Consider the following 22,657-nt stretch of genomic DNA (forward strand, 5'->3'; position numbering starts at 1 on the left):
CGTGCGTTCGATCCGAGCGGCCACCAGTCGGAGCGTGTGGGACATCCTCCGCGGGAACCTCTTCACGTTCTTCAACGCCCTCGTGGTGAGCGGCTTCGGCGTGCTCCTCGTTCTCGGCCGTTGGCAGGACGCGCTCTTCGGTGTGACCGCCCTCGCGAACATCGTCATCGGCACGGCGCAGGAATATCGCGCCAAGCGCGTTCTCGACCGCTTGCAGATCCTCAGCGCCCCGCGCGCACGCGTCGTACGCGACGGCGTCGAGCAGGTGGTCGAGCAGCACGAGGTCGCCGTTGACGACACGCTCGTCCTTCGCTCCGGAGATGAGGTGACCGCGGATGCTGTCATCCTCGAGGCCACACGTCTCGAGATCGACGAGTCGCTCCTCACCGGCGAGTCGACCGCGGTATCGGGCAGGGTCGGCGATCGGCTGCTGTCCGGTTCCACGATCCTCGCCGGAAGCGCGTCCGCACAGGTCGTCGCGGTGGGTGCGGACTCGTTTGCCGGTCGAGTCCTGGCGGATGCGCGTCGGTTCTCGCTGGTGCGGTCGGAGCTCCGCGCGGGCATCGATCGTGTCCTCCGCTGGATTTCTTGGGCCCTCATACCGCTCGCTGCCGTGATGTGCAACGCGCAGGTACAGGTCCAGGGCGGGTGGCGAGCGATCTTCTCCTCGGCGCAATGGCGGCAGGCGACCGTCGACACCGTGGCCGCGCTCATCGCCATGATTCCGCTTGGACTCGTTCTGATCACGAGCATTGCGTTCTTCCTCGGAGCGCGATCGCTCGCCCGGCAGCGGGTTCTCGTTCAAGAGCTCGCTGCGGTGGAAGGTCTGGCGCGCATCGACGTCCTCTGCATCGACAAGACCGGAACACTCACCGAGCGAGAACTGGCGGGAGTCGACGTCGAGCCGTTCGACGTCGATATCGGAACGGACGCCTGGTCCGCCGCTCTCGGCTGGTTTGCGTCCGATCCTGCAGCAGGACCATCGCTCCGCGCATTGCACGAGGACTTTCCAGAGCGTGGTGTCGGCGCGACCGCTCATGTCGAGTTCGCAGCGTCTCGGCGTTGGAGCGCGGCGACCCTCGATGGGATTGCAGACGGAACCTGGGTAGTCGGAGCCGCGGATGTCCTCGCCAAGCCGTGCGGCGTCTCGTCGAGTTCACACGAGGGGGCTCGGTTGCTGCTGCTCGCCAGAACCACCTCGCCGCTCGACGAGTCCGGTGACGAACCGGCACTGCCGCTCGGGCTTCGCGCGATCGCGCTCATCGCCCTGCGGGAGAAGATTCGCGCCGACGCCCGCCGGACGCTGCAGTTCTTCGAACGAGAAGGCGTGGAGGTGCGGATCATCTCCGGCGACGGCGCGGATGCCGTCGCCTTCGTGGCGCGCTCTGTCGGTCTCACGGATCCCGTGCTCGATGTTCGCGAGATCGCCGACGACCCGGAGCGCTTCGCCGCGGCAGTCCTGCGGCATCGACTGCTCGCGCGCGTGACACCGGATCAGAAGCGCGCGGCCGTCCACGTGCTGCAACGCGCCGGGCACACCGTCGCTATGACCGGAGACGGCGTGAACGACGCGCTCGCCGTCAAGGATGCCGACCTGGGGATCGCGATGGGATCCGCCGCCGATGCAACGAAGGCGATCTCGCGAGTGGTCCTGCTCGACGACCGCTTCGACCATCTGCCCGCGGTCGTCGCGCAGGGGCGCAAGGTGATCGCGAACGTCGAACGCGTGTCCGTGCTCTTCCTGACGAAGACCGTCGCGATGATGCTGCTCGCGGTCGGACTCGGCGCGCTGGTGCTCGAGACGCCGTTCCTTCCCCGTCAGCTCTCCGCGAGCGACGGGCTGACGATCGGGATCCCGGCATTCGTCCTTGCGCTCCTGCGAGCGGGCGATCGGTACCGTCCTGGACTGCTCCGTCGTGTCATGCGCGCCGCCGTGCCCAACGGCGTCATTCTCGGGGCCGCCCTGATCACCGTCGCGGCCTACGGACGCACCCTCGCGCTCCCGCAGGCGCAGGTTCGCACCGCCACGACCGCGGTCCTCGTCTGCATCGGGTTGAGCGTGCTCGCGATGCAGTCGCGGCCCATCCGCGGCTGGCGGATGATGACGCTGGCCGCAATGGTGGCGGTCGCACTCGGGGCCGACGCACTGCCGTTCGTCCGTTCATTCTTCGTGCTCCAGGCGCCGCCCGAAGCGTTCTCGTGGTTCTGCGCGGGGGTCGCCGCAGCAGGATGCGGAGCGGCGGTCGCATCACAGCTCATCCTGCAGCGAACCGACCGTCCCGGACACGTCACGACCAGGGCAGCGGCTCGTCCGACCCGACCGGATCCGTCGGCACGACCAGCACCGGACGATGCTGCCGGTGCGCGAGCTGCGCGGCGATCGAGCCACTGAAGAACTCCGAGGCCCGGCCTCGGCCGCGATGGGTGCCGACCACGATCATCAGCGCCTGCTCGGCATCTGCGACACGGCTCAACTCGCGGACTGGATCTCCCATCTCGGCGCGAACGGCCACCTCGACACCGGTTGGCGAGACGATCGACCGGAGCCGTGCCTCCAGGTCGGATGCGCGCATCTGCTGGTCCGCGTCGTCATCATCTGGGTCGATCGACTCGACCACGATCGATCCGTCCGAACGACGGCCCGCCGCGAAGCGCGACGGATCCACAATGACGCAGAGCAGCGGCGCATCGAGCTGCCGCGCGAAACCCGCCGCCACACGAACAACACTGTCCACGACGGGCGACCGCACACCAAGGAGCACGGGGCTCCGACCGATCGGATTCGCCATGTCGCGATCATGCCACCACGGCACTGCGATCGGCAGGCTGGCTCAGGCCGAAGCCGGTGCTCCGTGAGCGAGCGCGGCGAGGTGCTCGGCTCGCGCGGCCTCGGCCGACGTGAACGGCTCCCCCGGGCGGCTGATCGTGATGACGCCGACGCGTGTCTGCAATTGCAGATCCGACACGCGCTCGGTGGTATCGCGCTCCGGTGACGAGCCGCTTCCGGTCGCCGGTCGCGCCGCCTCTCCCGCATCGGGCAATGCATGGGTCGAGCCCGTGGCAGTTCCAACCGCTTGCGGACAGGGCTCCACGGCAACGCGAGCGCGGAGCAGTTCAGCGAGGGCGTGGGGCAGCTCGCTCGGGTCGTCGACCACACGAGCGGCGAGCGTGAGCGCGTGCGTCTGCCCGTCCTGCAGCGCGACCGCCGTTGTCGGCCACACGAGTGGTGTGGTTGCGCCGGCGTTCACCAGCGATCCGACGATGTGGTCTCCGGACACAGACCCCGGAGCGGACAGCACGAACTCATCGACGACCCGGGCGTCGTCCATCGGATGCATCTCGATCGCGAGGACGTTCACGCCGAGCCGTGCGAGCTGATCGGCGACCCGACGGAGACTCCCCGGCTGGTCTTCGAGCGTGGCTCGTGCACGCCAGAGCGCTGGAACGCTGTGCAGGTGGTGGCGACGATGCAGCGCCGGCGCATGCAGCCATCCCCGGAACAGACGCATTGCGGTCGGCTCGGCGATGAGGATGCTGAGCAGCGTTCCAAGGATCGTCAGCACGGCGACCGACACCGCGAACGGAACGCGGATCGATCCCACGACCGCGTTCAGCGCAAAGTCGAGCGGGAGGATCACCGCGAGTTGCGCAAGCACGTTGCGGTGCGTCTCGGGCACCGGCAACTGCCCGCATTCCGGGCACCGGAGATCGACCACGGTCGCACGCGCAGGTCGCCTCATGGACCGATTGTTCTCCGCGAGCGTTACAGGGGTGTTGCGCCCCGGTATCCATCGCGAACCGATTCCTGAACCCGTTCGCGAGTGACTCCGGGGATCAGCTCGACGAGTTCAGCCGGGTCGCGGCGCCCGTCCGCGATCACGGCGATGAGGCCGCGATCGAACGAATCGCCCGGCTCGACCGCGCGGGCCCGGTCCCACGTCGGTGCGAGGCCGACCGCCGGATATTCGGCGGCACGCACGAACCATGGATCCGCCTCCGATCCGTCCCCGGGAAGGAACACGACGGTGGCCTCACCGGTCGTGTCCTGCGTTGCCGTGAACCGTGCGGACCAGCTGAGCCACGGCGCGACCGTTCCGTGCACGGCGGACTCGCCCACCGCCTCCGAAGTCCGTACGACGATGTCCTCACAGGACGGCATGCGCCAGAACCAGCCGCCGTACCCTGCGCCGACGCGACCGTTCGGCCCGGGCCCGCCGAGCCGCACCGGGTTCAGGGACGCGGTGCTGAGCGCGCTGTGGGCCGTGAGCATCCAGACGTCCTCGGCCAGCTGGTCGGCGCGCGCCGAGCGGCGTTCGACCAGCACGAGCGAGCCGTCGGCCCCGACCCAGTTGATCGATGCCGTGATCGCACCCTCGTCGGCGTGCAGCTCCGTGACGTCCATGCGCCCGTGGTCGTCGAGCATGCGATAGCCGAGGCCCGGCACGAACGTGTTTCCGCCCCAGAAGTTGACGCCGTTCACGTCGGCGTAGGCGACGGCGAGACCGAGGTGCCAGTCGTGATCGGCCGGCCGCCGTGCTGCCAGATCGACACCGCCAAACGTGCGAATCGGAAAGAGGAACGGGCGTGGTGATGAGGACGAACTGGTGCCGACACCGTCGACGAGCGCCGCGACCGGCCGCGCGGCCTCCCCTGCCCGGATCGCGGCGAGTTCGGCGTCGCGCCGGGCGCTCGCCCACGGGGCGCCAGCATCGACGAAGGTGCCGTCGACGTCGGCGGCAGCACGGATCCAGTGCTCGACCTCATGGAGGACCGGGTGCGCCTCGACGCCGTCGCCGTGCATCGTGATGAAGCGTTCCTCGATGCGCGTCGGTTCCGGCGCGAGCCGCATCGCTTCGAGGACCCGCATGAACGCCCCGGTCGCCTCGAGCGGCACCAGGAGCGGCGATCCGTGCTCGCGGTGGTCGAGGAGGTTCTCAAGGAGGTCGGTGCGACCGGTGCGATGGACGCTCCCGGCTGCGTCGACCACCTCGTCCTCGGTGTAGCGGAATCGGACGGTGCCGTGCGCTCCGACGATCTCGATCACGGGCGGCGGGTCGTCGCCCTCGACATGCGCTTCGGTCACCGCGGCACTCAGCGTGAACGCTGCACTCACCGTGGGTGCCGCCCGGCGCGCGCGCACGACGAGCGCGGTCGTGTCGTCGCCATCGATTGGGTTGGTCCGGTAGGCGTCGACGACGACCGACGCGACATCATCGACCGCGTGCACCCCGGCGATGGAAAGCGCCGTCGCCACGGCGTGCGCGAACGGGTTGGTGACCGCTCCGTCGGTGACGTCGCGCCCATGCAGGCTGCGTCGTCCCGCCCAGGAGGATCGCGCCCAATACCGACGGGGCCGTACCCAAGCGCCCATCGCCCGGACGTGGACGATCGGGCCGATGTTCCAGGCGTCCGCGGCGATGTCGGCGAGCGCGGCTGATCCGAGGCTCTGAAACCCGACCTGGATGCGGCGCCCGGTTTCGGCTTGAAGCGCCAGGAGCGCGTGGAAGTCGTCGAGCCGCGCGAACGGCGGCTTCTCGAGCAGGAGATCGGCTCCGGCGCGGAGCACCTCCGCTGCGATGTCGGCGTGAGCCGGGATCGGCGCGGCGACGACGACGACATCCGGGACCCCGACCTCGAGGAGCGCGTCTGCGAACGAGGCGAACAACGGGAGGTCATCGAAGCGGATCGTGTCCGTGTCGCTGGCGGGCTTGGTCGACGTCGGATCAGCGCGCGCGGCTGCCGCGAGCTCGGACCTCAGGAGCGGATCGACCAGCGCGACGGGTCGGAGGCGACCACGGGCCTCCAGTCGGCGGATGTTCGCAAGGTGGACGCTGCCGAACCCGCGGACGCCGATGAGCATGACGGTCGGGAGGCGGCGATCGCCGATACTGTCACTCACGCGTGTTCCTCGGCCACAGCGCTCGCGACCTTGAAGCCAGCCTCGGTCGCCCAGTGCACGGGTCGCCGCATCGCGTCCGTACCGTCGCCCGCCTCGTCGGCGAGCTGGTCGAGTCCGACGGCTGCGAGCGCGCCGGCGAGCGGCATGCGAATCGTCCCAGCGATGAGCGCGATCCCTTTCGACGACGAGCGGGCGAGCTCGGCGACGAGACCGGGTGCTTTGCCGGTGAGCGACTGCGCGTCCCAGCACCCCTCACCCGTGATCACGATGTCCGCGTCGACCACGAGCGACCGGAGTCCGAGCAGATCGCTCAGCACGTCCGCGCCGCGCTCGAGCGTCGCCCCCCACACGAGGAGCCCGAAGCCGACACCTCCCGCTGCGCCCGCTCCCGCAGTCGCCGGATCGGTGCCGGGGAAGAGCGCGGCCCAGCGGGCGAGACGCGCATCGAAGACGGGCACGCGTGCGGGCTCGACGCCCTTCTGCGGCCCGAAGATCGCGGCAGCGCCATGCGGGCCGGTGAGCGGCGCGTCGACATCGGTGAGCACGACGACGCCACCAGGCGGCAGCGGGCGCAGCGCGGAGCGGTCAACCGACGTGATCAGGTCGAGCGCGGCCGAACCGAACATCCCATCGGGTCCGTCGGCGGCCGTCTCCGGGGTGGTCCGGAGCCCCAAGGCGCGCAGGACGCCGAGCCCGCCATCGGTCGACGCGCTGCCGCCGATCGCGAGGATGAGGCCGGTCGCGCCGGCGTCGAGCGCGGCTGCGATGGCGTCGCCGAATCCAAGCGTGTGCGCATGGTCCGGGATGAGGCGGTCGAGGAGCGTGATGCCGCTCGTGCTGGCCAACTCGACCACCGCACGCCCGTCCGGGAGACGCAGCCACGCGGTCTCGACGGTGCGGTCGTCCGGCCCGCGCACGACGACCGGCACGCGCTCAGCGCCGTCGACGGCGGCCGCGAGTGCATCGAGCGTTCCCTCCCCGCCGTCCGCCATCGGTGCCAGGCGGATCGTGTCGCCGGGACATGCTCGGCGCCAACCCTCGCCGATGGCGGCAGCGATCTCCGCCGCCGTGGCCGTCCCCTTGAACGAGTCCGGCGCGATCAGTACCCGCATCAGGCCGATACGGGGATCGGAACGTGCTGGGCGAACGTCGCTGCGACCCTGGCCGCCACCGTGCGCGGTTCGGCGCTCCACACTGCCTCGTTGAAGATCTCGACCTCCACGTCCCCGTCGTAGCCTGCCGCGTCCACCGCTCGGGTGATCCGGGGGAAGTCGATGCTTCCGTCACCCATCATGCCGCGTGAGAGCAGTGGGTCCGCGGCGATCGGCGTCAGCCAGTCGCACACCTGGTACGACGCGATCCGTCCCTCCGCACCGGCGCGCGCGATCGACGCTTCCACGGCGGGATCCCACCAGATGTGGAAGGTGTCGACGACGACCCCGGCGACCTTTGGATCGAACGGCGCAACGAGGTCGAGCGCCTGCGAAAGAGTCGAGACGACGGCGCGGTCTGCGGCATACATCGGGTGGAGCGGCTCGACGGCGAGCGTCACGCCAGCCTCCTCGGCGAACGGCCCGAGTTCGGCGAGCGCGTCCGCGACGCTCGAGCGAGCGCCGACGAGATCGCGGGAGCCGTCGGGAAGGCCCCCCGCGACGAGGACGAGCACTGCGCGCGAGCCGAGCGCCCCAGCTGCGGCGAGCGCCGCTGTCTCCTCGATGGCCCGCCGATTGTCGTCGAGCACCAGCTGCCGCTTCGCTGGGTCCGGCTCCGTGAAAAACCCGCCGCGACAGTGCGATGACACGCGAAGCCCGGAGTCTTCGATCAACCGGACTGCGCTCTCGAGCCCAATCTCCGCGACGGGCTCGCGCCATGTCCCGATCGCCGTGATGCCGGCGGATCGAGCAGCGTCGACCGCCTCCTGCAGTGACGCGCGCTTCACGGTTGCCTGATTGAGCGAGAGGCGCGGATGCGCGGATGCGCCGCTCATACGAGGACCGTCGCGGAAACGACTCCGGCGAGCCGGAGGTATGCGTCCCAGCGGGCTGCGGCGAGCTCCGGCTGCTCGAGCGCGCCGCTGACGTTCGCGAGACGCACGATCTCGGACAGGTGTGGGACGCTCCGGGCGGCATGCAGGCCGCCGACCATGGTGAACGCCGGCTGATGTCCGTTGAGCCAGGCGAGGAACGCGATCCCGGTCTTGTAGTGCCAGGTGGGTGCGGCGAAGATGTGCCGGCTGAGCGCCTCGGTCGGTTCGAGAATCGTCCGGAAGAGCGTGGCGCCGTCCGGTTCGGCGAGCGCCTGCACTGCTGCCGAGGCAACCGGGCCGACGGCGGCAAACGCGCCGAGCAGCGCGTCGGAGTGGTGTCCGTCGCGCTCGGACATGAGGTCCACGTAGTGGTAGTCGTCACCGGTGAACATGCGAGCGGCTCCGGGAAGGCGGTCGCGAACCGCGATCTCGGCGTCCGCGTCCAGGAGGCTCATCTTGATTCCCGAGACCCGCTCGCCAGCGTCGCCGATGATCCGGAGCACTGTCTCGGTCGCCGCCGCGACCGATCGCGATCCGAAGTAGCCCTCGAGGATCGGGTCGAAGGCGGGTCCGAGCCAGTGCAAGACCACAGGCTCGTCAGCAGCCGCAATGACTCGCTCGTAGACCCGTCGGTAGTCGTCGGGGCCGGTTGCGGCTCTGGCGAGGTGCCTGCTTGCCATGAGCACCGTGCCGGCGCCGTGCTCTTCGGCGTGCCGGAGCTGCCCGATGTATGCCGCGACGATCTCGTCAAGCGTCGCGCTGTCGGACTCGATGTCGTCGGTGTTCACGCCGACGACGATGCGTCCACCGACGGACTGCGCTTCGGCGGCGCTCCGGGCGATGAGCGCCCGCACGGCCGGCGGATCGAGTCCCATGTTCCGCTGCGCGGTGTCCATCGCGTCGGCGACGCCGAGTCCCCATGACCAGAGGTGGTGTCGGAAGGCGAGTGTCGCCTCCCAGTCGATGTCTGCCGGTGCTCCGGGCGTGTTGTCACCGGTCACCCTGGGCACGACGTGGGCCGCTGCGTAGACGACGCGCTCGGAAAGCGGCGAGGCGGGCTTCGTCCAGGCGGGCGCGGGGCGCAGGGGCGCCGTCGACCGGCGCCCGTCACTGTCGACCAGCGTCAGGTCGTTCACGCGGAGACTCCGACCGGTGCGCTCTGGAGGCTCGTCTCGGCCTGCTCCCCCGACGCAAGGTCGGCGAGGGTGATACGGCGACCCTCCCGACTCGAGCGAAGGCCCGCCTCCGCGAGTGCGACGCCCCGCGCACCGGCGAAGAAGTCGTAGGGATGCGGGGCGTCCTCGACGACATGTCGGATGAACTGTTCCCACTGCACCTTGAAGCCGTTCTCGTACACGTCGTTGTCGGGTACCTCGAACCACTGGTCGCGGTACGGCCGATCGTCGCGGAGATCCGGGTTCCAGGTCGGCTTGGGGGTTCCGGTGCGGTGCTGCACCCGGCACCCGAAGAGGCCGGCGACGGCGCTGCCTTCTGTGCCGTCGACCTGGAACTCGACGAGCTCGTCGCGGTGCACGCGGACTGCCCAACTCGAGTTGATCTGGGCGCGGATCCCTCCGGCGAGGTCGAAGATGCCGTAGGCGGCGTCGTCGGCGGTGGCCGGGTATGCGGCGCCGCGCTCGTCGACGCGCTCGGGGATGTGTGTGACGGCTTCGGCGTAGACCGACTCGACGCGTCCGAAGAGGTTTTCGAGCACGTAGTTCCAGTGCGGGAACATGTCGACGACGATGCCGCCGCCGTCTTCGGCGCGGTAGTTCCAGCTCGGTCGCTGCGCCTCTTGCCAGTCGCCTTCGAACACCCAGTAGCCGAACTCGCCCCGGACGCTGAGGATGCGGCCGAAGAATCCCGAGTCGATGACGCGCTTCAACTTGCGGAGGCCGGGCAGGTAGAGCTTGTCGTGCACGACGCCGTTCTTGATGCCCGCCGCCTGGGCGAGGCGGGCGATCTCGAAGGCGTCGGCGGCCGTCTCGGCCGTCGGCTTCTCGGTGTAGATCGCTTTTCTGGCGGCGATGGCCTTCGTGATCGCGGGGACGCGGGCGCTCGTGACCAGGAAGTCGGCGTAGATGCTCCAGCGCGGGTCGGCGAGCGCGGCGTCGAGGTCGGTCGTCCAGTGTTCGAGGCCGTGGCGTGCGGCGATCTCGGCGAGCTTCGACTCGGAGCGGCCGACGAGGAGCGGTTCGACCTGCACGCGCGACCCGTCGGCGAGCTCCACCCCGCCCTGCTCGCGGATTGCGAGGATCGACCGCACGAGGTGCTGGCGGTACCCCATTCGCCCGGAGACGCCGTTCATGATGATGCCAAGTGGGGATGTTGCCATGGTGCCTCGTACCTTTCGGATCGCCATCGATCGTTCTTGCTTTGGAAAGCGCTTACCATTGACCTTACAGGAGCGTGCAGTCGAACAACAGATGCGCGAGCACACCAATCCGCTGCACCGCGCGAACTGGCCCGTCATCGAGGATTGTCATGCCGAGCGGTACGAGGAACGAGGATGGTCGTGAACGATCGACACGCACTGCGCTACGCCGGCGGCGCGCGCGAGTGGACTGAAGCGCTCCCGCTCGGCAACGGGCGCACCGGAGCGATGTGCTTCGGCGGAGCGCTGATCGACCGTCTTCAACTCAACGACGGCGGCGCGTGGTCCGGCGGCCCGAACGCACTGCATCCCGCAGCGATCACGACGTCTGCTGCAACCGCCGCGCTCGACGAGGCGCGCACGGCGATCGACGCCGAGCGATTCGGTGACGCGGCCGTTGCGCTGCAGCGCCTGCAGCACGGTCACACGCAGGCGTTCCTGCCGTTCGCCGATCCTGGAGGTCCGCCTCGAGCCCGACACGACAGCCCCGGTCACCGATCACACCCGCACACTCGATCTCGCGACTGCGACACATCGCACGGCGTTCCACGTCGGCGATGCCGCAATCCGCACCGAGACCTTCGTCAGCGCCGACGCCGGCGTTCTCGTGCACGAGGTCGGCCTGCCCGAGCGCGCCCTCGGGCGCCTCACGATCGCGCTGACGACGCCCCTGCACGCACTGTCGGTCGACCCGGGCGAGCATGCGCTGGCAATCGGTGTACGCCTCCCATCCGACGTCGTGCCGCCACACGACGAGGTGGACGAGCCGATCCGGTGGGGCGCCGGCACGGTCGAGGGCGCCGTGGTCGCCGCGGTCCTGATCGACGGCGTGCCGGTCGAGCGAACCGTCACGCGTGCGGCGACGTTGCACTCGGGCGGCGCACGATGGGACGAGCGCCCGGCGACGTCCGTGCACCTGCCCGCCGCACGGCGGGTGAGCATCGTCCTGGCAACCGCGACGACCTTTGTCGCGCCCGGGAGCCCGCCGCGCGGGACCGCCGCGGACGCGGCAGCACGCGCTGCACGAGCGGTGGGCGATGCTGTCCGGGCCGGTGTGGATGCGGTCCGCGCTCGTCATCGGCGCGATCATGCGGAACTGTACGACCGGGTCGAACTCGCCCTCGACGCCGATCGCGACCCTTCAGACACGACGACACCGCGCATGACGAACGAACGGCTCCGTGCCGTCGCCGAGTCAGCAGATCCGCAGCGCGACCCAGACCTCGTCGCACTCCTGTTCCACTACGGGCGCTACCTGCTCATTTCCGCATCCCGGCACGGAGGTCTCCCGGCCACCCTGCAAGGGATCTGGAACGACAGCGTTCGGCCGCCGTGGAGCTCGAACTTCACCACGAACATCAACGTGGAGATGAACTACTGGGCGGCCGACATCACGGCGCTCCCCGAAACGCTCGACCCACTGGTCGACCTGGTCGAGGCGCTCGCGATCGCCGGTTCCGAGACTGCACGTCGTCTCTATCGCGCGGACGGATGGGTGGTGCACCACAACACCGACGCGTGGGCGTTCACGGACCCGATCGGCGACGGAACGCACGATCCTGCGTGGTCGTTCTGGCCGATGGGCGCGCTGTGGCTGATCGACCCGCTCGTCACGCACGCCGCCTTCGGGGCCGATACGGACTTCCGCGAGCGCATTCTGCCGATCGTGCGCGGCGCGGTGGCGTTCGCGCTTGACTGGATGATCCTCGACAGCAACGGCCGACTCGGGACCTCACCGTCGACATCCCCGGAGAATGCGTTTCGGACGCCGGAGGGCGATCGCGCACCCGTCGACCGCTCGTCGACGATGGACCTCGCGCTTATCGCGGCCGCGCTCCGATCGTACCAGGTGCTCGCCGCCGCATCGCCGCGCGACGCCTTCTCCGACCGGGTCGAGAGCGCCCTCCGGCACCTGGCGCCGATCGAGCCGACCGAGGATGGTGTGGTCGCCGAGTGGCACGCCGATCGGCCAGCGGTCGAACCGGATCACCGGCACCTGTCGAATCTCTGGTTCGCCTACCCCGGAACGCAGGCGCTCGATGGCCAGCTCCGCGACGCCGTCGAGCGGACATTGGACCGCCGCGGTGACGACTCGACCGGCTGGTCGCTCGCGTGGAAGCTCGCGCTTCGCGCACGCACCGGCAACACGGCCGCGATCGATCGTCTGCTCCGACTGGTCTTTCGCACGATGGAGGGTGTCACCCCCGACTCGCTGCACGGTGGCCTGTACCCGAACCTGTTCGGCGCGCACCCGCCGTTCCAGATCGACGGAAACTTCGGGTTCACGGCTGCGGTCGCGGAGATGCTGCTGCAGTCGCATCGGGGCACGATCGATCTCCTTCCTGCGCTCCCCGCCGCACTCGGCAGCGGATCGGTGCGCGGACTCATCGCGCGGCCGGGGATCGCGGTCGACTTGACGTGGTCACGCACCGACGCCGGGAAGCCGCTCCTGCGGTCCGCCCGATTGGAGGCGCGGACCACAACAGCCCATGGAAAGCATGTCGTGCGGTGGAACGGCATGTCCGTGCCCATCGTCTTCGACGAAGCGCGCTCCGTCGTCGCACTGCATCAGGGCGACTTCCGGCCGCGCAGCTGACATCGCCGCGGGACAGGGTCGACCGCAGGCTGGACCTGTCCGGTGGCAGCCCGGGTCCGGTCAGCCGCGCGTCGCCCGCAACGCCACGCGGAAGCGCGTCGGAGCAGTCCCGCCGACGCGGACCCGAACACCGTCAGCCGCGTCGGTTCCGCCGAGGAACGTGTAGTCCTGCCCTGGCTCGTACGGCATCGGATCGTCGCTGAGCGCAGCTCCGCTGACGCGGATTCCAAGAGCCGTCGTGCCCACGCGATACTCCCCCGCGCCGCTCGGCAGGATCCAGGTACCGTCATCGGCGCGCAGACCCCCGACGAGTTCGCCACCCGGAGCGAAGGCGAACTCGAGCGACCACCCGAGTCGCGGCGCGTCCAACTCGACGTCGAGATCCATGCCATCGGGCAGGAGGCGCGCCTCCACCCGTGTCCGCATCGTCACGACATCCTGCTTCCGCAGCGGGAATGCCATGGCGGCACTGAATCGTCCGTCGTCGACGAGCGCATACGCACCGTCGGGATCGCGGTGTTCCGGGGCGAGCGGCTGGTAGTACGCCGCGCGCACCGTCTCGGTGAGCACGAACCGGTCGGTGCCGGTTCGCTCGAGTGAACTCGGCCGGAACGGACCCATGTCGAAGAACGAGCGCGACAGTCGGATCGAGTCGAGCCGAACCTCCCCGGCGAAGAGTCGCGCGAACGTCGGATTGTTGGCAAGCCCGGACCGGATGCGTCCAGCCTGCGCATAGTCCGACCCCGCGTAGAGGACCGCCTCGACATGATCCGACCGGTGCACCGCCATCTGGATCGACGGCACGACCGCAATGCTCGCCAACCGGTCGTCGGGCGCATCCAATGTTTCTCCCGATTCGGCGAAGGCCGGCAGCGACTCCCGGTCGACCGACTGGTCGGCAGGAAGCGGCGCGCACAGGGCCGGTTCGAGCAACGCCGCGGCCAGGAGCTCCGGGTCGGTGGGCGCTGATGCCGCCGCGCGGCGCGCGATCGCCGCGAAGTCGGCTCGGCCCGTGCGAACCGCAGCAATGCGGTAGGCGCCGGCGTAGGCGGCGAGCGGGAAGCGCTCGCGTTGGTCCTGCCGCCGTGACTGGAGAGTCTCGACCGTGTCATCCGGCCGGATGAGCGCCAGGGTCACGTCGAGGTTGCGCTCGACGACCGCATCGAGCGCCGGTCGCTCCAGGATCCGCGCGAGTGCGGTGAGGGAGGGGTTCGTCACATGCGCGGCGTAATTCGGGCTTCGCTCCGAGTAGATGCCGTCATTGTCGACGTCCACACCCTCCGCGAGCCATTCATCGACCCGGTCCACGAGCCGAGGATCTGGAGAGAGATAGTGAATGCGTGCCAGGGCGGCACTGATCTCCCACCGATGGTTCGGGGTGTGAATACCGCCGTGCAGGAGCGCGTCGGTCGCATCGCGGACGATGCGCTCGAGCACTGCGCGCACTGGCTCGATCGCCACAGCGTTCCCGGCGTTCGGGTTGGAGGCGCCGGGGTCGTCGCCGCCCCCTTCGTCGCCGCGGCCGCCACCGTGCTGCCCGACGCGCGGGAGGAATGCCAGCGTGTCGCACACGTCGTTGATCGTGAACGCGCTGTCGGGCGGCGACTGCAGGTTGTCGCCACCGATGAACAGCCCCGACGAGGACTGCAGCGATCGCAGTGCGTCCACCCGGCGCTGCGCTGCCGCGATCAGCTCGGAGGCACGCAGCGCCTCCCCGCCACCGCCGCTGACGACCAGCGACAGCAGCACTTTCGCGTCCCGCATCAGCGTCCGGTGCGGCTCGTCGACAAGCCGCCCCGCGCCTCCCGACCGGTCAGCGGTGAGGATGGCGAGTGCGCGCTTCGCCGCGGATTCGACGTATTCGGCGGGGAGGAGCGATTGCGACACGGAGTCCTTTCACGGGAGGGGGCGGCTGTTCTGCCCGACCAGAGCGATCAGTCCTTGAGGCCTGCGTTGATGTTCGCGTTCATCACGTACTTCTGGAAGAAGACGTAGAGGATCACGAGCGGGATCATCGAGATCACCGACGCATCGAGCAGCACACTCCAGTTGATGTTCTGTGCGCCGACGATGCTCTCGAGCCCGATCTGCAACGTGAACTTGCTGGGGTCGTTCAGCACGAGCAGCGGCCAGATGTAGTCGTTCCACCGCCACTGGAACGAGAAGATCGCGAGCGTCAACATGATGGGACGCGCGAGCGGCACCATGATGCGGAAGAAGATGCTCAATTCGCGAGCGCCATCGATCCGCGCCGCCTCGACCAGTTCGTCCGGAACGGTGAGGAAGAAGCTCCGAAACATCAGAACGCCCGTCGCCGTGAGGATCGACGGCACGATGATGCCGGCGAGGGAGTTGTAGAGCCCGAGGTCCCGGATCACCAGGAACGACGGCGCGAGCATCACCTCGGTCGGCAGCATCGTCGTCGCGAGGATGCAGACGAAGAACGCGCGCAGCCATTTGTTGTCGTACTTCGCCAGGGCATACCCGGTGCAGCAGCTGGCGACAATGGTCAGGGCAGTTGTCAGCACGGACACGACGAGCGTGTTGAGGAAGAACTGGTAGAAGTTGAAGCTGTTCCACGCGGAGACGTAGCCCGCGAAGTTCCATTCCTTTGGCAGCAGCGTCAGGGGATATGAGAACAGGTCGCCGGCCGGCTTGAACGAGCTGAGCACGAACCAGACGACCGGGAACCCGTACGCGACGCCGATGATCCAGAAGAGCGTCGTGGTGGAGATATACCGGCCGGTCTCCGGCCCGAACACCTTCTTCTTGCGCCGCTCAATGCGGGGTTTGCCGACGCGCGCTCCTGCGCGGTCGCGAATGCTGGTCGCGGTCATTGCCGTTTCGCCGCCCTTCTGTTCACGGCGAGCTGGATCAGCGCCACCGCCATGAGGATGATCATGAGCACGAAGCTCGCCGCGCTCGCGTACCCGATCTGCCCGCGCTGGAACCCGGTCTGATAGATGTACTGGACGAGCAGATTGTTCGCCGTGCCGGGTCCGCCGTTGTTGAGCGAGATGAACAGGGCGTATTCCTTCATCGCTCCGAGGGTCGTGATGAGGATCACGATGAACGACGTCGGCGCGATGCTCGGCAGCGTGATGTCCTTGAACAGACGCCACGGTCCTGCACCGTCGAGCTGCGCGGCCTCGTAGTACGACTGCGGCACGTTCTTGATCGCCGCGATGAAGAGGAGCATCGAGAACGCGGTGCCCGCCCACGTCGCCGCGATGACGACGACGAAGAGCGACAGGTTGGCGTTCGACTGCCAGAGCACCGGCTTCCCGCCGACGGACTCGATCAAGAAGTTGATGAGCCCGAAGTTCTCGCCGAACAGCCACCGCCACACGACGCCGGTGATGATCGCCGACATCAGCCACGGAATGAACAGGATGATCCGCACCGCTGCCTTGCCCTTGGCGTACTTGCTCGTCATGAGCACCGCGCACAGCAGGGCGAAGCAGTAGCTGAACGGGACGACGACGACGGTGTACACGACCGTCCGCAGTAGGGCCGAGTAGAACTGCCCGTCGCCGAACAGCTGCGCATAGTTCTGCACACCGACGAACTGGGCGTCGCCCACCCCGGTGTAGTTCGTGAACGAGTACCAGAGCCCGATGAGGGCCGGCCACACGAAGAAGACGAAGAAGAGGATCACGTTCGCCGAGATGAGGACGAGCGGCGCGATCGTGTATCGATTGAGCTTCGCGCGACGCCGCTTCGGAGCGGAGGACTTGGTCCCCCGCTCCGAAGCACGCTCGCCGCGCGCTGTTGCCGTGGCGGTCATAGGTTCCTCCGAGTCGACGGAGCGCTTACTTCACGCCGCCGACCTGCTGGTTGTACGCGGCGACAACGTTCGCCAGCGCCTGATCAGACGTCTCCTGCCCGTTGATCGCCTTCCCGATCTCCGTGACGCTCGGATCCGTGGTGAGCGACTTTCCGGCGAGCACCCACTGCGTCTGCGCCTGGTTGAAGTACCCGGACACCGGCGCGTAGAGCGGGAGCTCCTCGTTGTAGAGCTTGAACGCATCCTGCGCGGCCTGCGATGAGAACGGGTAGGTCGGGTTCAGGCCCGACTCGACGGGCAAGTACCCGTTGACCTCGGTCAGTGTCTTGTACTGCTTCGGCGCATACATCCACGTCAGGAAGTTCTTCGCGGCAGTGCTCTCCGAGCTGCTGTTGTTGAAGCCAACCACCAGGCCGCCGGAGTTCACGTCACTGGCCTGAACCGGTTGCGCCGGCGTCGGAACGCTCGCCCAGTCGAAGTTGGTGATGCTCGACGCGAACGCCGCAACCTGCCACACGCCCGACCAGTACGCGACGACCTGACCGCTCTGGAACAGCGCCGACGGGTCGGCGCCACTCGTCCAGACCGACTTCGGGATGATCGTGTCGTTGTTCCAGCCGACGAACGTGTTCACCGCCTTCTTCGTCGCAGCGTCGACCGAGAAGGTCCCGCTCGAATCCGCGTGCACGTATTTGCCGCCCATCTCGTACACCATGGCGCGGAGACGCGACGGCGAGGGATCGAACGTCATGTCGTACTTCGCCCCGGTGGCCTTGCGGACCTGGTCGAGCTTGCTCATGAGCTGCGTCCACGTCCAGGTGGAGCTCGGCGAGGTCGGGAAGGACACACCGGCCTTCTGGAACAGGCTCTTGTTGATGAACAGACCCGACGCGGTCACGTCGGACGGGATCGCGAGGACCTGCCCCTTGGACGTCTTCGCGATGAAGTTCTTGTTGATCTTGTCGGCGCTCGTGTTGACGATCGAGCTCAGGTCGATGAGCTTGTTCGTCCAGATGGGGTCGAGCGAGGGAACGCTCGCAATGTCGGGCAGCGCGTTGGCCTGCGCGGCCTCGTGCAGCTTCGTGGTGTACCCGCTGTAGGGGATGTTCACGATCTTGACGGTCACCCCCGTCGCCTTCTTGTACTCGGCGACGAGCTTGTTGTAGCCGGCCTGCTGGGCGGCGCTGGAGGAGAGCCAGAGTGTGAGCTTCTTGGTGCTGCTCGACCCGCTGGAACTGCCCGAGCCGGACGTGGAGCAGCCCGCCAGCACGAGCGCGGCCGCCGAGACGGCAGCGACTGATGCAAGAACGCGACGGAGGCGCGGAGCCTTCGTCAGCGATTTCTTCAGAGTCATCGTTGATTCCTTCGACTAGGCAGAACAGTGCCGGATGAGCTGATTCAGCACGACCTGCGGAGGTGGTTTCAAGATTCTTATCACTGTGATGCATAAGTAGCAACGCTTTCGCGGTAACGTTTCGCTACACCGGCTTGTTCGTCGCGTTCGTAAGATGATCAAACTGATGTGAAACGTGGTGTGCGATCATGCGCGCACACATCCACCGGTGGAACGGAGTCAGGGCATGGACGCCACTGAACAGCTCACCGTCGACCGCGCGCGTCGCTGGCTCGACGAGCGGGTGCGCCCGGCGATCACCGCAGCCCGGACGCCCCTCACCGTCGAGGCGTTCGCGCTTCCCGGCGAGCCGATCTCCCCGGAGTCGGCAATCGCCGGCGCGTACACCGCGTACACGGTCGGTACGCCGTGGGGGCCGGCCTGGTCGACCGTCTGGTTCCGGATGCGCGGGCAGATCCCGGAACGCTGGGCGGGCCTCCGCGTCGAGGCAGTCGTCGATCTCGGATTCGACAGCACGTTGCCGGGCTTTCAAGCCGAAGGGCTCGCCTACACCCCGGACTGCGCGCCCATCAAAGCGATCAACCCGCGGAACCAATGGGTGCCGATCACTGACCGGGCCGACGGCGGCGAGACGGTGACGTTCTTCGTCGAGGCCGCGGCGAACCCCAACCTCCTCGACCATCTGCCCCTGTTCCCCACCTGGCAGGGCGACGTCCAGACCGCCTCAGCGGCCCCCCTCTATACGCTGCGTCAGGCCGACCTGACCCTGTTCGACGCCGAGTGCCACGACCTCGCTCTCGACGTCGACGTGCTCCTCGAGCTCGCCGGCGAGCTCGAGCCCGGGCCGCGACGCTCCGCGATTCTCCGTGGCATCGACGCTGCGATGGACGCGCTCGATCTCCACCGTGCGTCGGAGACGGCTGCTGCTGCACGCGCCGTGCTGGAGCCGCTGCTCTCCCGACCGGCGACCGCGAGCGAGCACACCCTGTCCGCGATTGGACACGCCCACATCGACTCGGCATGGCTGTGGCCCACCCGCGAGACGATCCGGAAGGTCGCTCGAACCACCACCTCCATGACGCAGCTCATCGACGAGGCGCCGGAGTTCATCTACGGCATGTCGAGCGCGCAGCAATACGAGTGGCTCCGCGACCACCGTCCCGAGGTGTGGGAACGTGTCCGGGCGGCAGTCGCCGACGGCCGATTCGTTCCGCTCGGCGGCATGTGGGTCGAAAGCGATGCGGTCCTGCCCTCCGGCGAGTCGATCGTCCGGCAGTTCCAGTACGGGCAGCGCTTCTTCGAGCAGGAGTTCGGCATCCGCTGCCGGGGCGTGTGGCTCCCCGACAGCTTCGGGTACGCCGGTGCCCTGCCGCAGCTCATCCACCGCGCCGGGTTCGACTGGTTCCTCAGCCAGAAGCTGTCGTGGAACCAGGTCAACACGTTCCCGCACCACACCTTCGCGTGGGAAGGAATCGACGGGTCGCGCGTCTTCAGTCACTTCCCGCCGATCGACACCTACAACGCCCGGCTGACGGTCGACGAGATCATCGGGGCGCGGCGGCGCTTCGCGGAGGCGGGACGCGCCTCCGGATCGATCGCCGCGGTCGGGTACGGCGACGGCGGCGGCGGAACGACGCGGGAGATGATCGGTCGGGCGCGTCGGCTCGCCTCGCTCGAGGGGAGTCCGCGCGTCGTGTGGGAGCACCCGGACGCGTTCTTCGACCGGGCTCGGCGTGAGCTTCCCGACCCGCCAGTCTGGGTCGGCGAGCTCGTCCTCGAAGCGCACCGCGGGACCCTGACGAGCCAGCATCGAACGAAGCAGGGCAACCGGCGGGGCGAACAGCTGCTCGTCGAGGCAGAGCTGTGGGCGACCACCGCGACCGTTCGAGCGGGTGCGGCGTATCCATATGACGAGCTCGACCGGCTCTGGAAGACCCTGCTGCTGCACCAGTTCCACGACATCCTGCCCGGCAGCTCGATCGCGTGGGTGCACCGGGAGGCGGTCGCCACCTATACCGCGCTCGTCGCGTCCGCCGAGGCCATCATCGCGCGCGCCCTCGATGCATTGGGCGGCGGCGAATCACCGGAGACCTCAGCTCGTCTGCCCACGGGCGAAGCCGACGCGGGATTGCCCGCGCGGTACGCGAACCCGGCACCATTCGAACGACGGGGCGTTCCCGCGTTCGCGATCGCGCCACCGACGCAGCCAGCACGCGTCGATGGCCGCGCGGCGGTCCGGGTGGACGGCGACGACGCGGGCTGGACCATCGACACCGGTTCGATTCGGGTTCGCGTCGATCGCCACGGCCTGATCACCTCGGCGGTCCATGCTGCGTCGGGTCGGGAGGCCGTTGCTCCCGGAGCCGCGTGGAACTTGCTCCAGCTGCACCAAGACTTCCCGAACACTCGCGACGCGTGGGACCTCGACGCGCACTACCGGAACCGCGTGGACGATCTGCGCCACGCGGCGTCGGTCACGTGCCGCCAGGATGACGAGGGCGCACACATCGACATCGAACGCCGCTTCTCGGCATCGACGGTGCGACAGACGCTGCGATTCGAAGCGAACTCGTCCACGATCACGATCGACCAGCGCACCGACTGGCACGAGCACGAACGCATTCTCAAGCTCGCGTTCCCGCTGGCGTTGCACGCGCACCGCACCGCGGCAGAGACGCAGTACGGCGTCGTGCAACGCCCCACGCACACGAACACGTCGTGGCAGACCGCGCAGTTCGAGCATTCGATGCATCGCTTCGTGTACGCCGGAGAACCCGACTTCGGCGTGGGGCTCATCGGTGACTCGACGTACGGGTACGACGTGCAACGGGCCTCCGACCCGGTCGAGGGAGTCACGACGACGGTCCGGCTCTCGCTGCTGCGTGGCCCGCGGTACCCGGATCCGGAAACGGACCAGGGGGTGCATTCGCATCGATTCACGATCGTCGTCGGCGCCGATCTCGCTGCGACGACACGGGCAGCCGTCGAAGCCGATGCGCCACTTCGCGCACTCCCGGCGGGCCAGGCGGTCGACCCGGTGGTCACCGTTGTCCCGTCGGCGGGCACCGCCATGGTCACCGCGGTGAAGCTCGCAGCGGACGGCTCCGGCGACCTCATCGTCCGGATCAGCGAGCCGGTGGGCCAGCGCGCCATCGCTCGCGTCGTCGTCGACGAGGTGTTCCATAGAGGACGTGCCGTCACGCTGCTCGAGGCGGAGACGGACCGCTGGGTGGGGATGAGCCCTGAAGCGGATGGGACCGTTCGTCTGGCACCGTTCGAGGTGCTCACGCTGCGGTATGCGAGGGAAGGTGGGGGCGCATGACCGTCCAGGAACGCGACACTGACGACGCAACGGTCGGCGCCGCTGCGGTGAGCCGCCGCGGCGCCGGAGCACGCTCCGCAGGCCGGGGTGGGCCTCGAACGGCGACGAACCGCGATGTCACGCAGATCAACCGGACCGCGATCCTCGATCTCCTGCGAACGAGCGGGCCGTTGCCGCGTCGCGAGATCCGCCGCCGTACCGGACTGAGTTCGGCGACCGTCGAACGGCTCTGCCAGGCGCTGCTCGAAGAGGGTGCGCTCGAGCTCGCAGGTCTTGACCGCACCTCGAACGGCCGGCCGTCCAATCTGTTCCGCTACGTGTCCGGACTCCGGGCGGTCGCGGCAATCGATGTCACCGAGAACAACGCGCGCGGACGCATCCTCGATCTCGGCGGAAATGTGCTCTACGAGAGCTACGAACCGTTCGATTTCCACCGGGCGAACGCCTCGAGCGTGCGTCTGGAGGGACTGCTCACGCTCGTCGACCGGCTCACGTCCGACGAGACCGGTCTTCGCGCGCCACTCGCGGGCATCGGCATCGCACTGCCCGGCGTGACGCACGACGGTGTCGTTGTCAATGCGATCGAGTTGGACTGGCTGAATGTTCCGGTGGCGCAGATCGTCGCCGAGCGAACCGGGCTGCCGGTGCTGTGCGAGAACGACGCGAACGCGACCGCGTACAGCGAGCTGCGCCACGGTACGGCCCGTGATGCCGAGAGCGCGGTCGCGCTCGTACTCGGCACCGGTATCGGCGCGGGGATCATCAGCGAGGGCAGGATCCACCGCGGATTCGGATCGGCTGCCGGTGAGGTCGGGTTCCTGCTCACCTCAGTGAATGCACTCGGGCACTACTTCACCGACCGTGGCGATGTGGAGGGAACGATCTCGGAGCAGGTCGAGCCCTATATGCGCGGCGAAGCTGGTCACGTGGATCGCCGGATCGGCCCGGCGTTCCGGACGATGATGCAGCTCGTCGAGCAGGGCGATGCCGAAGCGATGCGTGCGCGCGACGAATTCTTCGACAACATCGCGCTGATCTGCGCCGCGATCACCGTCGTCCTCGCACCGCGCGTCATCGTCCTCGCGGGTGCGTTCGCGCAGTACAGCGAGCTCTCGGCCGAGCAGATCGCGCGCCGCCTGATCGGCAAGATCCCTGCCGTTCCGACGATCGTGCCGAGTCGGCTCGGGTTCGATGCGGCGATCACCGGGATCGGTGATCTCGCCATCGATCACGCCCGGACGGCAACGTATCTTGTGTGACTGGCCGGGCGTGCGGCGATGGCGCGCTGGGTCGCTAGCG

Annotated in this window: 15 protein-coding genes and 1 pseudogene; 5 read left to right on the forward strand and 11 right to left on the reverse strand. The window is 68.4% G+C overall.

The genetic code is table 11. The annotated features are described in order from the left end of the window. Position 1 precedes the first annotated feature (1 nt). The gene (locus tag CAM01S_RS10650; RefSeq protein WP_066520909.1) at positions 2–2,392 is read left to right on the forward strand and encodes an HAD-IC family P-type ATPase; all 2,391 of its coding nucleotides are present in this window, start codon (positions 2–4) and stop codon (positions 2,390–2,392) included. Here the strand turns inward: CAM01S_RS10650 and CAM01S_RS10655 are convergent. The 7 genes from CAM01S_RS10655 to CAM01S_RS10685 are packed head-to-tail and all read right to left on the reverse strand — an operon-like array spanning position 2,289 to position 10,260. Further along, positions 2,289–2,789 carry a universal stress protein gene (locus tag CAM01S_RS10655; protein ID WP_083527945.1) on the reverse strand — a complete coding sequence of 167 codons (501 nt, stop codon included), beginning with the start codon at positions 2,787–2,789 and terminating at the stop codon, positions 2,289–2,291. The two genes, CAM01S_RS10650 and CAM01S_RS10655, sit on opposite strands and share 104 nt — an antisense overlap. Positions 2,790–2,831: 42 nt before the next feature. Continuing rightward, positions 2,832–3,740, reverse strand: a complete 909-nt coding sequence (locus CAM01S_RS10660) for an ACT domain-containing protein (RefSeq protein ID WP_083527946.1) — start codon at positions 3,738–3,740, stop codon at positions 2,832–2,834. Positions 3,741–3,763: 23 nt separating this feature from the next. After that, complete coding sequence (locus CAM01S_RS10665) at positions 3,764–5,899, reverse strand: DUF6807 family protein (RefSeq protein ID WP_066520916.1); 2,136 nt, start codon at positions 5,897–5,899, stop codon at positions 3,764–3,766. Next, positions 5,896–7,092: a glycerate kinase gene (locus CAM01S_RS10670; RefSeq protein ID WP_245631610.1), complete on the reverse strand. Its 1,197-nt coding sequence runs from the start codon at positions 7,090–7,092 to the stop codon at positions 5,896–5,898. The genes CAM01S_RS10665 and CAM01S_RS10670 overlap by 4 nt, the downstream gene beginning before the upstream one ends. Beyond that, a complete protein-coding gene (locus tag CAM01S_RS10675; protein WP_066520921.1) occupies positions 7,011–7,886 on the reverse strand; it encodes a sugar phosphate isomerase/epimerase family protein in 876 nt (291 codons plus the stop codon). The genes CAM01S_RS10670 and CAM01S_RS10675 overlap by 82 nt, the downstream gene beginning before the upstream one ends. Further along, a complete protein-coding gene (locus CAM01S_RS10680; RefSeq protein WP_066520925.1) occupies positions 7,883–9,061 on the reverse strand; it encodes a dihydrodipicolinate synthase family protein in 1,179 nt (392 codons plus the stop codon). Before CAM01S_RS10680 ends, CAM01S_RS10675 begins: the two co-directional genes overlap by 4 nt. Further along, positions 9,058–10,260: a Gfo/Idh/MocA family protein gene (locus tag CAM01S_RS10685; RefSeq protein ID WP_066520928.1), complete on the reverse strand. Its 1,203-nt coding sequence runs from the start codon at positions 10,258–10,260 to the stop codon at positions 9,058–9,060. Before CAM01S_RS10685 ends, CAM01S_RS10680 begins: the two co-directional genes overlap by 4 nt. A 174-nt stretch (positions 10,261–10,434) precedes the next feature. Here CAM01S_RS10685 and CAM01S_RS15290 point away from each other — a divergent pair. Next, positions 10,435–10,686, forward strand: a pseudogene (locus CAM01S_RS15290) (glycoside hydrolase N-terminal domain-containing protein); the annotation flags it as partial. Then, positions 10,685–12,895: a glycosyl hydrolase family 95 catalytic domain-containing protein gene (locus CAM01S_RS15115; protein ID WP_066520932.1), complete on the forward strand. Its 2,211-nt coding sequence runs from the start codon at positions 10,685–10,687 to the stop codon at positions 12,893–12,895. The pseudogene CAM01S_RS15290 and the gene CAM01S_RS15115, both read left to right, overlap by 2 nt. Positions 12,896–12,955: 60 nt before the next feature. Here CAM01S_RS15115 and CAM01S_RS10700 read toward each other — a convergent pair whose 3' ends face one another. The 4 genes from CAM01S_RS10700 to CAM01S_RS10715 are packed head-to-tail and all read right to left on the reverse strand — an operon-like array spanning position 12,956 to position 18,036. Then, on the reverse strand, positions 12,956–14,782 hold the full coding sequence (locus CAM01S_RS10700) for a hypothetical protein (RefSeq protein WP_066520941.1): 1,827 nt from the start codon (positions 14,780–14,782) through the stop codon (positions 12,956–12,958). Between the two features lie 47 nt (positions 14,783–14,829). Next, positions 14,830–15,732 (reverse strand): carbohydrate ABC transporter permease, encoded by a 903-nt coding sequence (locus tag CAM01S_RS10705; RefSeq protein WP_066520944.1) that lies wholly within the window; start codon positions 15,730–15,732, stop codon positions 14,830–14,832. After that, positions 15,729–16,682 (reverse strand): carbohydrate ABC transporter permease, encoded by a 954-nt coding sequence (locus CAM01S_RS10710; protein ID WP_066520947.1) that lies wholly within the window; start codon positions 16,680–16,682, stop codon positions 15,729–15,731. Before CAM01S_RS10710 ends, CAM01S_RS10705 begins: the two co-directional genes overlap by 4 nt. Positions 16,683–16,707: 25 nt before the next feature. Further along, the gene (locus CAM01S_RS10715; RefSeq protein ID WP_066520954.1) at positions 16,708–18,036 is read right to left on the reverse strand and encodes an extracellular solute-binding protein; all 1,329 of its coding nucleotides are present in this window, start codon (positions 18,034–18,036) and stop codon (positions 16,708–16,710) included. A 226-nt stretch (positions 18,037–18,262) separates the two neighbouring features. Between CAM01S_RS10715 and CAM01S_RS10720 the strand changes: the two genes are divergently transcribed. Both CAM01S_RS10720 and CAM01S_RS10725 read left to right on the forward strand, forming a co-directional pair. Continuing rightward, positions 18,263–21,358 (forward strand): alpha-mannosidase, encoded by a 3,096-nt coding sequence (locus tag CAM01S_RS10720; RefSeq protein WP_066520957.1) that lies wholly within the window; start codon positions 18,263–18,265, stop codon positions 21,356–21,358. Then, positions 21,355–22,617 (forward strand): ROK family transcriptional regulator, encoded by a 1,263-nt coding sequence (locus tag CAM01S_RS10725; protein ID WP_066520960.1) that lies wholly within the window; start codon positions 21,355–21,357, stop codon positions 22,615–22,617. The genes CAM01S_RS10720 and CAM01S_RS10725 overlap by 4 nt, the downstream gene beginning before the upstream one ends. Positions 22,618–22,657 lie beyond the last annotated feature (40 nt).

Origin of the sequence: Curtobacterium ammoniigenes NBRC 101786, from assembly GCF_001571045.1 — a bacterium.
GTDB lineage: Bacteria > Actinomycetota > Actinomycetes > Actinomycetales > Microbacteriaceae > Curtobacterium > Curtobacterium ammoniigenes.

Coding starts and splice junctions, on each gene's coding strand:
- CAM01S_RS10720 (WP_066520957.1), top strand. CDS start 18,263: ATGGACGCCACTGAACAGCTCACCGTCGACCGCGCGCGTCGCTGGCTC.
- CAM01S_RS10710 (WP_066520947.1), bottom strand. CDS start 16,682: ATGACCGCCACGGCAACAGCGCGCGGCGAGCGTGCTTCGGAGCGGGGG.
- CAM01S_RS10685 (WP_066520928.1), bottom strand. CDS start 10,260: ATGGCAACATCCCCACTTGGCATCATCATGAACGGCGTCTCCGGGCGA.
- CAM01S_RS10660 (WP_083527946.1), bottom strand. CDS start 3,740: ATGAGGCGACCTGCGCGTGCGACCGTGGTCGATCTCCGGTGCCCGGAA.
- CAM01S_RS10705 (WP_066520944.1), bottom strand. CDS start 15,732: ATGACCGCGACCAGCATTCGCGACCGCGCAGGAGCGCGCGTCGGCAAA.
- CAM01S_RS10715 (WP_066520954.1), bottom strand. CDS start 18,036: ATGACTCTGAAGAAATCGCTGACGAAGGCTCCGCGCCTCCGTCGCGTT.
- CAM01S_RS10655 (WP_083527945.1), bottom strand. CDS start 2,789: ATGGCGAATCCGATCGGTCGGAGCCCCGTGCTCCTTGGTGTGCGGTCG.
- CAM01S_RS10675 (WP_066520921.1), bottom strand. CDS start 7,886: ATGAGCGGCGCATCCGCGCATCCGCGCCTCTCGCTCAATCAGGCAACC.
- CAM01S_RS10725 (WP_066520960.1), top strand. CDS start 21,355: ATGACCGTCCAGGAACGCGACACTGACGACGCAACGGTCGGCGCCGCT.